Below are 12,336 nucleotides of genomic sequence, written 5' to 3'. Positions count from 1 at the left end.
ACTCAGAGTTGGCTTTCCGGCGTTACTCTCAGAATTTCCTCCACCGTGGTCAGTCCCGCTGCCACTTTCTGGGCGCCATTGAGCCGAAGCGACTTCATGCCTTCTTTGTAGGCATCCAACCGAAGCTGTTCCAGCTCGCAGCGATCGGTGATCTGGCGGGTGAGTTTGTCTGACAGGGCCATAATCTCGTATACCCCGGCTCGGCCCATGTAACCGGTGTTCCGGCATTCCAGGCAGCCGACAGGCTGGTAGAACTGCCGGGGCAGCAGTGCCTTCCACGGCCGGGTCAGCGTCTGCCAGGCTTGAGCATCCGACTCCCCGGGCTTCTTGCAGTGAGGGCAGAGTGTACGCGCCAGTCGCTGAGCCATCACGCCGAGTACCGTGGCCCGGATCAGATAGGGCGGAATGCCCAGCTCCATGAGGCGGGTGATGGCGCTGGGGGCATCGTTGGTATGCAGCGTTGAGAGAACCAGATGCCCGGTCAGCGCTGCCTGCACTGCCATTTCAGCCGTTTCCAGATCCCGGATCTCACCGATCATGATGATGTCCGGGTCCTGCCGCAGCAGGGCGCGAACACCGTGGGCAAAGGTCAGGTCGATATTGGTTTGCACCTGCATCTGGTTGAATGAGGGCTCCACCATCTCGATCGGATCCTCAATGGTGCAAATGTTGAGCTCCGGAGATGCCAGTTGTTTGAGCGTGGAATACAGCGTGGTGGTTTTACCGGAACCGGTGGGCCCGGTTACCAGCACGATACCGTGGGGCCGCGAGGTCATGGTTTGCCAGCGTTCCCGGTCTTCCTTGCTGAAGCCCAGTTGCTCGAAGGATTTGAGCAGTACCTCCGGGTCAAAAATCCGCATCACCATTTTTTCGCCGAACGCCGTTGGCATGGTGGCCAGGCGCAGCTCCACTTCGCTGTTATCGGGTTTGCGGGTCTTGATGCGGCCGTCCTGGGGCCGTCGTTTCTCGGCTACGTTCAGGCGCCCGAGGATTTTCAGGCGGCTGGTCACGGCCACGCCAACGTGTTCCGGGAATTCGTAGACATTGTGCAGCACCCCGTCGATCCGGAACCGCACCTGGGTAACCGTGCGCCGGGGCTCTATATGAATGTCGGAGGCTCGCTGCTCGAAGGCATATTGCAGCAGCCAGTCAACGATTTTGACCACATGCTGGTCGTTGGCGTCCGGATTTTCGCTGGCGCCCAGGTCCAGTAACTGTTCAAAATTCTGATTGCCGGCACTGCCTGACGACTGGCCGCCACTGGCCTTGCTGACCGAGCTTGCCAGTTGATAGAACTCCACCGTGTAACGGCGGATATCCTCCGGATTGGCGACCACCCGGCGAATGTCCTTGCGTACCGCCTGGCGGAGGTTGCTTTCCCATTCCCGCTTGAAAGGTTCGGTGCTGGCAATTACGACTTCATCCGGTGTGATCTCCACCGCGAGAATGCCATGGCGTTGTGCGAAGGCGTAGGACATCACCCGCGCGATGGCCGGCGTGTCGATCTTGAGCGGGTCTATATGGTAGTAGTCCTGACCACCCCAGCGCGCAAGCCAATGGGTCAGCCGCTCCAGATCAAGAGTTCGGCCGTTCCGCTGGCTGGTCAGTGCGGCAATCGCCACCAGTTCAAGAGGATGCCGCTGTGGCGTATGGCCGGCACCGGAGGCGGCGCCGAGATTGGCCGTCAGTACTTTTTCAGCATCCTGCTGGGTGATCTCGCCGCTCTCCACCAGCGCTGAGCAGATGTCCCTCAGGGTCAGGGTCTGGCGATGCGGCGGTGCCGGCATGGTCACGGTGTCATTCGCCATCTATGTGCCTCCGGGAGCCATCAGCATCAGTTTGCGACCGGTCGATTGACCTTGAGGTGCACCATGGCAACGGTAAACAACAGGAACGTCAGGATAGTCAGTGTCACAGGACCGGCGGCGCCCTCCGACAGCCAGGCTGAAACCACGGCCTGAGTGAAGTAGAAAATCACCACAAACGCCAGCCAGATATAACCCCGATTGTGACCCCGGAAAACCGGTACCGCGAACGCTAGCAGCGGCAGGAGTTTGACGGTCAGCATCAGGGGTATGGAAACACCCTCCACCGGTGCGGGCCAGAACGTAGTGACCAGCAGGGTGGCGAGCACGGCGAGGTAAAGGGCGATGGTCAGGCGTGCGGTATTTCTGGCTTTGTCGTTGTGGAGCATGGAGCAGTCCGCATTAAGGGTTGTTTGAAAGTTTGGTCCAGTTTAGTTGGCCAGTTTCAGGGCCAGTCTGGCGAGGCGTTCACCGAAGGCCTGGCACAGGGTTTTCTCATGGTCACTCAGGGCCTGCTGTTCACCGGCGCCGGCCCAGTGGGAGGGGCCATACGGTGTGCCTCCGGTGGCGGTCTCGTTGAGCGCGCTTTCGGAATAGGGCAGGCCACACAGTACCATGCCGTGATGCAGTAACGGCATCATCATGGTCAGCAGGGTGGTTTCCTGGCCCCCGTGCAGGCTGCCGGTGGAGGTAAAGGCGCCTGCCGGTTTGCCGGCCAGTTTGCCGTTGAGCCAGAGGTCGCCGGTGCCGTCCAGAAAGTGCTTGAGTGGCGCTGCCATGTTCCCGAAGCGGGTCGGGCTACCCATGGCCAGCCCGGCGCACTCCGCCAGGTCGGCTTTGGTGGCATAGGGGGCTCCCGCATCCGGAACCGGGGGCAGGCTGGCGGCGGTATCCGGGGAAACCGGCGGAACCGTCCGGATTCTGGCTTCTATTCCTGCCACTCTGGCAACGCCGCGGCCGATCTGTGTGGCCATCTCGGCGGTCTGTCCGTTGCGGCTGTAGTAGAGCACCAGCACATAGGGAGTTGTTTCTGTCATGGGTGGCCCTGGTAGTCAGAGAATGTCCAGTACGTTTTCTGGAGGCCGGCCGACGGCAGCCTTGCCATTGGCCAGTACAATCGGGCGCTCAATCAGCTTCGGTGTGTTTGCCATGGCACGTATCAGGGCTTCTCGGCTGAGATCCGGGTTGTCCAGCCCTTGTTCCCGGTATTCGGCTTCCTTGGTTCGCATGAGTTCCCTGGGTTCGCAACCAAGCAGATCCAGAATGTGTAGAAGTTCCTGCTCTGTCGGTGGCGTCTCAAGGTAGCGTATAATCACCGGTTCGATGCCCTTTTGCTGCAACAGTTCCAGGGTCTGGCGTGATTTTGAGCACCTGGGGTTATGGAAAATACGGGTAGCTTCTGTCATGGTCGTGGCCGTTTAACCTATTGATTGCAGACTTTTCCGGGGCGTTAGTCTAACAGGAGGATAACCCTTGCAGTACCCTCAGTCCGGGCTCTTTTGTAGTGGCGCACGTTGGCTGGCATGGCCGGTACTCATGCTGATGCTGTTGTTGGTCTCAGGTTGTGAAAAGATCGAGCTGGAACGGGCCGACGGCACCCTGGCCAACTGGAACAAGTACCGCGGCCAATGGGTACTGGTGAATTACTGGGCGGAGTGGTGCAAACCCTGCCTTGAGGAAATCCCCGAGCTGAACGAGTTGGACAAGGCTCCGGATATTGCGGTGCTTGGGGTTAATTTTGATGGCGTTACGGGTGTGCCGCTGGTTGAACTCGGCGAACGTATGGGGATTGAGTTTACCATGCTGGCCTCTGATCCGGGGCCCGGGTTCGGTTGGCAGGTGCCGATGGCGCTGCCTGCCACTTTCGTTGTGGATCCTGAAGGCACCCTGATTGAGGCCCGATTCGGGCCCCAGACCGAAGAAGACATCCGAGCACTGATTGGCGAATGACCATGGCAAACACCTTTGTACACCTGCGCGTTCACTCCGAATACTCCATGGTGGATGGCCTGGTTCGGGTCAAACCGTTGATCAGCCGGGTCGCGGAACTGGGCATGCCGGCGGTTGGCCTGACCGAACAGTCCAACATGTGCTCACTGGTACGTTTCTACAAGGCCGCCATGGGCGCGGGCGTCAAGCCCATTATCGGTGCCGATATCTGGCTGGAGAATCCGGATGAGCCCGAAACCCCGTTCCGGCTGACCTTGCTGGCCCGAGACAACGATGGTTACCTGAACCTGACGGAGATCATTTCCCAGGGCTATACCGAAGGCCAGCGCTACGGCAAGCCGATTGTCCAGAAAAGCTGGCTGGAATCCCGTGCCAAGGGCCTGATTGTGCTGTCCGGCGCCAAGATGGGGGACGTTGGCAAGGCCTTGCTGGCGGGGAAGCCGGAACTGGCCAGGGAGCGTGCAGACTACTGGCGAAACCTCTATCCCGACAGTTATTACCTGGAGCTGCAGCGCACAGGGCGGGCCGGTGACGAGGATTGTCTGCACATGAGTGTGGAGTTGGCGGCTGAACTCGGTTTGCCGGTGGTGGCGACCAATGACGTTCACTTCCTTGAGGCGGATGATTTTGAAGCCCACGAAGCCCGGGTCTGCATCGGAGAAAGCCGGACTCTGGACGATCCCAGGCGGGATCGTCGGTTCAGCGACCAGCAATATCTTCGCAGCGCCGAGGAAATGATCGAGCTGTTCTCGGACATTCCGGAAGCCGTGGAAAACACCGTGGAAATCGCCAGGCGCTGTTCGGTGAAGGTCCGGATGGGCGAATACTTTCTGCCTAATTACCCCATTCCGGACGGTATGACCATGGACGAATATTTTCGCCATGTGTCGGAAGAAGGACTGGAAGCCCGGCTGGCGAAGACCCTGAGCAAGGACGATCCGGAGTATGATCAAAAGCGTGAAGAGTATTACAAGCGCCTGAAGTTTGAGCTGGATATCATTATCCAGATGGGGTTCCCCGGCTACTTCCTGATCGTAATGGACTTCATCAAATGGGCCAAGAACAACGGCGTTCCGGTAGGGCCGGGCCGGGGTTCCGGTGCAGGCTCGCTGGTGGCGTATGCGCTGCTGATCACGGACCTGGATCCATTGGAATACGACCTGCTGTTCGAGCGGTTCCTTAACCCGGAGCGGGTCTCCATGCCGGACTTCGACGTCGACTTCTGCATGGAAGGCCGGGACCGCGTCATCGACTACACCGCCCAGAAATACGGCCGGGAAGCGGTTTCCCAGATTATTACCTTCGGTACCATGGCCGCCAAAGCGGTGGTGCGGGATGTGGCCCGGGTGCAGGGAAAATCCTACGGTCTGGCAGACAAACTCTCCAAATTGATCCCCTTTGAAGTGGGCATGACCCTGAACAAGGCGATCGAGCAGGAGCCCCAGCTCAAGGAATTCCTGGAGCAGGATGAAGAAGCCCAGGAAATCTGGGAGATGGCTCTGAAGCTGGAAGGCGTGTGCCGCAACGCCGGCAAGCACGCCGGGGGCGTGGTGATCGCACCCACCAAGATCACCGATTTTTCGCCGCTTTACTGTGATGACGAAGGCGGCAGTCTGGTGACCCAGTTTGACAAGGGCGATGTGGAAGACGCCGGCCTGGTGAAATTTGACTTTCTGGGCCTGCGAACCCTGACCATCATCAAATGGGCACTGAACATGATCAACCCGCGCCGGCAGCAGCGTGGGGAAGGCGAGCTCGACATCAGCGCGATTCCGCTGGACGACAAGCCCTCTTTTGACATGCTCAAGAAGGCAGAGACCACGGCGGTATTCCAGTTGGAATCCCGGGGTATGAAAGATCTGATCCGCCGCCTGCAGCCGGATTCCCTGGAAGACATGATCGCCCTGGTTGCCCTGTTCCGGCCGGGCCCGCTGCAGTCCGGCATGGTGGATGACTTTATCGACCGGAAGCACGGCCGTCAGCCGCTGTCTTACCCGCACCCGGATTACCAGTATCCGGGCCTGAAGCCGGTTCTGGAGCCCACCTACGGGGTTATCCTGTACCAGGAGCAGGTCATGCAGATCGCTCAGGTGATGGCGGGCTATACCCTTGGCGGCGCCGACATGCTGCGCCGGGCCATGGGTAAGAAAAAGCCTGAAGAAATGGCCAAGCAGAAAGCCATCTTCCTGGACGGTTGTGAAAACAACGGCATAGACAAGACCCTGGCGGAAAACATCTTTGACCTGGTGGAGAAATTCGCCGGTTACGGCTTCAACAAATCCCACTCCGCCGCCTACGCGCTGGTGTCTTACCAGACTCTGTGGCTGAAAGCCCACTATCCGGCCGAGTTTATGGCCGCGGTACTCACTGCCGATATGCAGAACACCGACAAGGTGGTGACGCTGGTGGAAGAGTGCCGCAACATGAAGCTGGACTTGCTGGTGCCGGACGTCAGCCGGTCGGCCTATACCTTTACCGTTAATGATCAGGGGCAGATTGTCTACGGTCTGGGCGCGATCAAGGGTCTCGGTGAAGGGCCCATCGAGAGCATTGTAGAAGCGGCCAAAGAAGGCCCCTTCCAGGATATCTTTGATTTCTGCCGCCGGGTGGATCTGAAAAAGGTCAATAAGCGGGCCATGGAAGCCCTGATTCGCTCTGGCGCCATGGATAAACTGGGCGCCGACCGCGCCAAGCTGATGGCCAGTATCGACAAGGCCATTCAGCAGGCGGATCAGCAGTCCCGCAACGATGCCGCCGGCATGGTGGACATGTTCGGAGAGATGCTTGAGGGCGGTGGCGATGATGAAGACACCTATGCGGACGTTGCCCAGGTTCGGGAGTGGCCGGAGAAAGAGCGCCTGAAAGGTGAAAAGGACACTCTGGGTCTCTACCTTACCGGACATCCCTTTGACGAATACGAACGGGAAGTACGCCGTTTTGTCCGTTGCTCCATCGCCGATCTGAAACCCAATAAATCGCCCCAGCGGGTGGCCGGGCTGGTGGTGGCCCAGCGCACCATGAAGACCAAGACCGGCTCTACCATGTGTTTCATTACCCTGGATGATCGCAGTGCCCGGATTGAGGCTACCCTGTTTTCCGAGGCCTTCTTCGAGAACCGGGAGTTACTGCAGTCGGATCAGGTGATTGTGGTGGAAGGACAGGTCAGCCACGATGACTACTCCGGCCAGATGAAAATGCGGGTCAGTAGTGTGATGGATGTGGCCACTGCTCGTCAGCAGTTCAGCCGGGGTATCAAACTGGCGTTGCGCTCAGAGCAGTTGCAAAATGGTCTTCTGGACAAGCTGGATGATACTCTCAGACCGTTTCGTAACGAAGGCAGTCCGGTCTGGATTGAGTACCGCAGTGCCGAGGCCAGCACACGTATCGAACTGGGTGAAAGCTGGCGGGTACAGCCAGACGACACGCTGTTGTTCGAGCTGAAACACCTGGTGGGCGACCAGTCTGTGGAACTGGTCTATGATTAAGACCAATGTCCGCTTTAGCCGTGCCGGCAGCGCTGCTATCTTTGTCCCAAATTCTGGTTTTGGCGGGTTTCGGCCCGCCTGGCAATAAAATGATGGAACATCATGAACCCTAACTACCTGGATTTCGAACAGCCGATCGCCGACCTGGAAGCCAAGATCGAAGAGCTTCGCATGGTGGGCAATGACACCGATATCAATATCACCGACGAAATCAGCCGCCTGAAAAAGAAGAGCATCAGCCTGACGGAGTCGATCTTCTCAGACCTTAAGTCCTGGGATATTGCTCGTCTGGCACGGCATCCACGCCGGCCCTATACCCAGGATTACATCGACCTGATCTTCGAAGACTTCGATGAACTACATGGTGACCGACGCTACGCCGATGACCTGTCGATCATTGGCGGCACGGCCCGCCTGGACAACACGCCGGTCATGATTATCGGTCACCAGAAGGGTCGTGAAGTGCGGGACAAGGTCAAGCGCAACTTCGGGATGCCTCGTCCGGAAGGTTATCGCAAGGCTCTGCGCCTGATGGAAATGGCTGAACGTTTCAAAATGCCGATTCTGACCTTTATCGATACCCCGGGCGCTTATCCCGGTATCGGTGCCGAAGAGCGCGGACAGAGTGAAGCCATCGCATTCAACCTCGCGGTGATGTCGAGACTGAAAACTCCGATTATCTCTACCGTGATCGGCGAGGGTGGTTCCGGTGGCGCACTGGCGATCGGTGTCTGCGACCAGCTCAACATGTTGCAGTACTCCACCTACGCCGTTATTTCTCCGGAAGGCTGCGCCTCCATCCTCTGGAAGAGCGCCGAGTACGCTGCTCAGGCGGCTGAGGCCATGGGCGTTACCGCCGATCGTCTGAAAGAGCTGGGTGTGGCGGATCACGTGATCGATGAGCCGCTGGGCGGCGCTCACCGTAATCCGGAAAAAATGGCGGAAACCCTGAAGACGTCGCTGGCCCAGGGCGTGGCTGAGCTGAGCCGATTGCCGCTGGATGAACTGGTTTCCCGCCGGTACGAGCGTCTTACCCGCTATGACGGCGGGCGGTAACACCGCTCGCCGGGATACCTGGCCCGAAGACCTGATCGGGCCGGTTCAGAAACTTCCCGCCTGTGATGAACTCTGGGTCGCCCTGAGCGGCGGCCTGGACTCATCCCTGCTTTTGCATGTCGTTGCGGCCGCCCATCCGCGCGTCAGAGCGTTGCATATCAATCATCAGTTACAGTCCAATCACGATCAGACGGAGCGCGCCTGTATCGATCTCTGTGCTGGACTGGGCGTCGAACTCCAGGTGCGTCGAGTGAATGTAGCTGCGGGCGCGGGGAGCCTCGAAGAGTCAGCAAGAGCGGCGCGCTACGAGGTCTTCAGGAAGGTTCTGGGAGACAACGACCTTCTACTGATGGCGCACCATGCAGACGACCAGGCAGAAACGGTTCTGTTCCGGCTGCTGCGTGGTACTGGCGTAAACGGTCTGGCCGGAATGCCTGCTGCCCGGTCGCTCGGGCTGGGGCATCTCTACCGGCCCTGGCTTGACGTATCCCGCAGTCGATTGGAGCAGGTGGCGCGTGAGCAGGGGGTAAGCTGGGTAGAAGATCCCAGCAACCAGAGTGAAGTACACGACCGCAATTATCTGCGGCACTCGGTAATGCCGGGCCTTAAACAGCGTTGGCCGGGTTTGTTGAGGCGCCTTGCTCATAGTGCCCGGGCCTGCGCCGAGAGTGAAACCCTGAGTCAGCGGCTGGCGGAGTTGCAATGGCAGAGTTGCGGCGACGATAAAGGTCGAATCCGCCTGGCCCCGTTCTCGGCACTTGGGCAGATCGAGCGCCGGAACCTGGTGCGCTGGTGGATTCATGGCCGGGGATTGCCGGTTCCGGCGCTGTCAGATTGGTGCTCAGCACTCGACCAGTTGCTTCATGCAGGGTCGGATCGAACTCCGGAAATTCGTGGAGACGGATTCTGTATCCGCCGTTATCGGGATCATCTTTACCTGGTGCCCCAGGTCGCAATCCCTGTGGGTCCCAGGCCCTTGTTGCCGGGCCAGGTCATGGAGTGGGGGTGGTGGACCCTTCGGCTTGTGCCTGCATCGCAGAGCGCTACAACGGAAGCCTCCTGTCCGGAAATAAGGGTATCTACGAGGCAGGGCGGCGAGCGAATCCGGTTCGGCAGCAATTTACCCTCCCGATCGCTGAAAACCTGGATGCAGGAGCAGGGCGTGCCACCCTGGGAGAGAGCGGCTCTGCCGCTGGTTTACGAGGTCTCGGCGGCTGGAGAGGCATGGATTGCCATTGGCGATTTGTGGTGTTCTGAACAATACTCCGGAGGCGCCCATGCCGCCGGCTGGCGGCTGATTGTGGAGCGGGATTGTGATTGAGTAGAGAGGGGCTTTCTGGTAGTCTGGCGTCCCATCTTGAGATGAATAATCTCCCTCCTTCACCGAACCAGATAATCACGGAATCTGCATGACGCGTTATATTTTCGTCACCGGCGGTGTCGTGTCCTCATTGGGGAAAGGTATTGCGTCTGCCTCACTGGCAGCCATCCTTGAGGCACGCGGCCTGAAGGTCACCATTCTCAAGCTGGACCCGTACATCAACGTGGACCCCGGCACCATGAGCCCGTTCCAGCACGGTGAGGTTTTCGTCACCGAAGATGGCGCGGAAACCGACCTCGACCTTGGCCACTACGAGCGTTTCATTCGCACTCCAATGACCAAGCGCAATAACTTCACCACCGGCCGGGTGTACGAAGAGGTTATTCGCAAGGAGCGTCGGGGCGATTATCTGGGTGGTACCGTTCAGGTCATTCCGCACATCACCGATGAAATCAAACGCCGTGTGGTGGAAGGCGCAGCCGGTGCCGATGTGGCATTGATTGAAGTTGGTGGCACGGTGGGTGACATCGAGTCCTTGCCCTTCCTGGAAGCCTGCCGTCAGCTGAAGGTGGAAGTAGGCTCCCAGCGTGCACTGTTCATGCATCTGACGCTGGTGCCGTACATTGCTACCGCCGGCGAGATCAAAACCAAGCCGACCCAGCATTCCGTGAAAGAAATGCGCTCCATCGGCCTGCAGCCGGATATCCTGCTGTGCCGCTCTGAACACGAAGTGGATGCCAGCTCCCGTCGCAAGATTGCCCTGTTCACCAACGTGGAAGAGCGTGCGGTCATTCCGATGCAGGATGCCAGGTCCATCTACGCCATTCCGCGCATGCTGCACGAATACGGGCTGGACCAGCTGGTGATCGAACGCTTCGGTCTCGATGCCCGTGAAGCAGACCTGAGCGAATGGGACGCGGTTGTGGATTCACTGATGAATCCGCAGGATGAAGTCACCATCGCCATGGTCGGCAAGTACATGGAGCTGCTGGACGCCTACAAGTCCCTGATCGAATCCCTGCTGCACGCCGGTATCAAGACCCGCACCAAGGTCAACATCAACTACATCGACTCCGAAGACATCGAACGCGACGGCACCTCCGTGCTGGAATCCGCCGATGCCATTCTGGTGCCCGGTGGCTTTGGTGAGCGTGGCGTGGAAGGCAAGATCCGCACCGTACAGTACGCCCGTGAAAACAAGGTGCCGTATCTGGGCATCTGCCTGGGTATGCAGGTGGCGGTTATCGAATACGCCCGCAACGTGGCCGGCCTGAAAGACGCCCACAGCACGGAATTCCGTGAACACACACCGGAGCCGGTTGTCGGCCTGATCACCGAATGGCTCGATGCCACCGGTGAAAAAGAAGAGCGCACCGAAGAATCCGACCTCGGCGGCACTATGCGTCTGGGGGCCCAGGATTGTGTGCTGACCGAAGGCTCCACCATCGTTGGCTGTTACGGCAAGAAGACCATTCGTGAGCGCCATCGTCACCGTTACGAAGTCAACAACCACTTCCTGCCGAGACTGGAAGAAGCAGGCCTGCAAATCTCCGGCCGCTCTGCCGATGGCAAACTGGTTGAAGTGGTGGAAGCACCTGATCATCCCTGGTTCGTGGCCTGCCAGTTCCACCCGGAATTTACCTCAACACCCCGCGACGGCCATCCGCTGTTCAAGGGCTTTGTTGAAGCCGCGCTGGCGAACAAGAAAGGATCCTGATTATGGCGCGCAGCAACCTGAACGTCTCGGGCATTGAGATCGCCAACGATAAGCCGTTTGTGCTGTTCGGCGGCATGAACGTGCTTGAGTCCAGGGAACTGGCGTTTGAAGTCGCGCAAAAGTATGTGGATGTCTGCACTCGCCTGGGCATCCCGTACGTATTCAAGGCGTCCTTCGACAAAGCCAACCGCTCATCCGTCAACTCCTTCCGCGGCCCCGGCCTCGACAAGGGGTTGCAGATCCTGGCTGATATCAAGAGCAAGTATGGCGTACCGATCATCTCGGACGTGCACGAGCCCGGCCAGGCTGCCCCGGCGGCGGAAGTCTGCGACATCATACAGTTGCCTGCTTTCCTGAGTCGCCAGACTGACCTGGTGGTGGCCATGGCCAAAACCGGTGCGGTCATCAACATCAAGAAAGCCCAGTTCCTGGCACCCCAGGAAATGAAGCATATCATCACCAAGTGCGAAGAAGCCGGCAACGACCAGATTATCCTCTGCGAGCGAGGCACCAGCTTCGGCTACAACAACCTGGTGGTGGACATGCTTGGCTTCGGCATCATGAAACAGATGAACGTGCCGGTGTTCTTCGACGTCACTCACGCCCTGCAGATGCCGGGCGGTCGGGCCGACTCCGCCGGCGGGCGTCGCGCCCAGGTCACCGACCTGGCCCTGGCGGGAATGTCTCAGGGCCTGGCTGGCCTGTTCCTTGAGGCTCACCCTGACCCGGACAAAGCCAGATGCGATGGCCCCTGCGCCTTGCGCCTGAGCCAGCTGGAACCGTTCCTTGAGCGAGTGAAAGCTGTCGACGATCTGGTAAAAAGTTTCAAACCTATCGACACCGCCTGATTGGCGGTGTTGGTATTTTGACAGGTCGCATGCCTCATTGTTTTTGGAATGACGGCATACCGTGAACCTTGAGAGCGAGCGACTGGAAGGGCCTGGCGAGAATTTCGGAGGCCAGGGATGGCCGGAGAGAAGCGCACATGGGTGAGGCAAGCGT

10 protein-coding genes are annotated in these 12,336 nt (G+C 59.0%); 6 read left to right on the top strand and 4 right to left on the bottom strand.

From position 1 onward, the window contains the following. Nucleotides 1-2 precede the first annotated feature (2 nt). Genes OZ656_RS12740 through arsC form a run of 4 tightly spaced genes read right to left on the bottom strand, consistent with a single transcriptional unit; the run spans nucleotide 3 to nucleotide 3,211 of the window. A complete protein-coding gene (locus tag OZ656_RS12740) occupies nucleotides 3-1,808 on the bottom strand; it encodes a GspE/PulE family protein (RefSeq protein ID WP_286895482.1) in 1,806 nt (601 codons plus the stop codon). 26 nt (nucleotides 1,809-1,834) lie between these two features. Continuing rightward, nucleotides 1,835-2,194: a DUF2069 domain-containing protein gene (locus tag OZ656_RS12735; RefSeq protein ID WP_014421925.1), complete on the bottom strand. Its 360-nt coding sequence runs from the start codon at nucleotides 2,192-2,194 to the stop codon at nucleotides 1,835-1,837. Between the two features lie 42 nt (nucleotides 2,195-2,236). Continuing rightward, the gene (wrbA, locus tag OZ656_RS12730) at nucleotides 2,237-2,842 is read right to left on the bottom strand and encodes an NAD(P)H:quinone oxidoreductase (RefSeq protein WP_273031838.1); all 606 of its coding nucleotides are present in this window, start codon (nucleotides 2,840-2,842) and stop codon (nucleotides 2,237-2,239) included. 15 nt (nucleotides 2,843-2,857) lie between these two features. Further along, nucleotides 2,858-3,211 carry an arsenate reductase (glutaredoxin) gene (gene arsC / locus OZ656_RS12725; protein ID WP_014421923.1) on the bottom strand — a complete coding sequence of 118 codons (354 nt, stop codon included), beginning with the start codon at nucleotides 3,209-3,211 and terminating at the stop codon, nucleotides 2,858-2,860. A 67-nt stretch (nucleotides 3,212-3,278) separates the two neighbouring features. On the opposite strand from arsC, the gene OZ656_RS12720 reads away from it, so the two are divergent. The 6 genes from OZ656_RS12720 to kdsA all read left to right on the top strand — a co-directional run bounded on the left by OZ656_RS12720 (nucleotide 3,279) and on the right by kdsA (nucleotide 12,182). Next, on the top strand, nucleotides 3,279-3,755 hold the full coding sequence (locus tag OZ656_RS12720) for a TlpA disulfide reductase family protein (RefSeq protein WP_014421922.1): 477 nt from the start codon (nucleotides 3,279-3,281) through the stop codon (nucleotides 3,753-3,755). Nucleotides 3,756-3,757: 2 nt separating this feature from the next. Further along, nucleotides 3,758-7,240, top strand: a complete 3,483-nt coding sequence (gene dnaE, locus OZ656_RS12715; RefSeq protein WP_228285445.1) for a DNA polymerase III subunit alpha — start codon at nucleotides 3,758-3,760, stop codon at nucleotides 7,238-7,240. A gap of 102 nt (nucleotides 7,241-7,342) precedes the next feature. After that, nucleotides 7,343-8,296, top strand: coding sequence for an acetyl-CoA carboxylase carboxyl transferase subunit alpha (accA, locus tag OZ656_RS12710; RefSeq protein WP_011784433.1), 954 nt, complete (start codon nucleotides 7,343-7,345; stop codon nucleotides 8,294-8,296). Beyond that, nucleotides 8,280-9,617: a tRNA lysidine(34) synthetase TilS gene (tilS, locus tag OZ656_RS12705; protein ID WP_199451759.1), complete on the top strand. Its 1,338-nt coding sequence runs from the start codon at nucleotides 8,280-8,282 to the stop codon at nucleotides 9,615-9,617. Before accA ends, tilS begins: the two co-directional genes overlap by 17 nt. Before the next feature lie 88 nt (nucleotides 9,618-9,705). Continuing rightward, nucleotides 9,706-11,334 carry a CTP synthase gene (locus tag OZ656_RS12700; RefSeq protein WP_011784435.1) on the top strand — a complete coding sequence of 543 codons (1,629 nt, stop codon included), beginning with the start codon at nucleotides 9,706-9,708 and terminating at the stop codon, nucleotides 11,332-11,334. 2 nt (nucleotides 11,335-11,336) lie between these two features. Beyond that, entirely contained in the window at nucleotides 11,337-12,182 is an 846-nt protein-coding gene (gene kdsA, locus OZ656_RS12695) for a 3-deoxy-8-phosphooctulonate synthase (protein ID WP_379944552.1), read from the top strand. The last annotated feature ends 154 nt before the right edge of the window (nucleotides 12,183-12,336 follow it).

Origin of the sequence: Marinobacter sp. LM1, from assembly GCF_042763285.1 — a bacterium.
Lineage (GTDB): Bacteria > Pseudomonadota > Gammaproteobacteria > Pseudomonadales > Oleiphilaceae > Marinobacter > Marinobacter nauticus.
Note: the sequence above shows the minus strand (reverse complement) of the source record. Positions and strands in the feature narration are given on the sequence as shown.

Coding starts and splice junctions, on each gene's coding strand:
- kdsA (WP_379944552.1), top strand. CDS start 11,337: ATGGCGCGCAGCAACCTGAACGTCTCGGGCATTGAGATCGCCAACGAT.
- OZ656_RS12700 (WP_011784435.1), top strand. CDS start 9,706: ATGACGCGTTATATTTTCGTCACCGGCGGTGTCGTGTCCTCATTGGGG.
- OZ656_RS12740 (WP_286895482.1), bottom strand. CDS start 1,808: ATGGCGAATGACACCGTGACCATGCCGGCACCGCCGCATCGCCAGACC.
- OZ656_RS12735 (WP_014421925.1), bottom strand. CDS start 2,194: ATGCTCCACAACGACAAAGCCAGAAATACCGCACGCCTGACCATCGCC.
- arsC (WP_014421923.1), bottom strand. CDS start 3,211: ATGACAGAAGCTACCCGTATTTTCCATAACCCCAGGTGCTCAAAATCA.
- accA (WP_011784433.1), top strand. CDS start 7,343: ATGAACCCTAACTACCTGGATTTCGAACAGCCGATCGCCGACCTGGAA.
- dnaE (WP_228285445.1), top strand. CDS start 3,758: ATGGCAAACACCTTTGTACACCTGCGCGTTCACTCCGAATACTCCATG.
- tilS (WP_199451759.1), top strand. CDS start 8,280: ATGACGGCGGGCGGTAACACCGCTCGCCGGGATACCTGGCCCGAAGAC.
- wrbA (WP_273031838.1), bottom strand. CDS start 2,842: ATGACAGAAACAACTCCCTATGTGCTGGTGCTCTACTACAGCCGCAAC.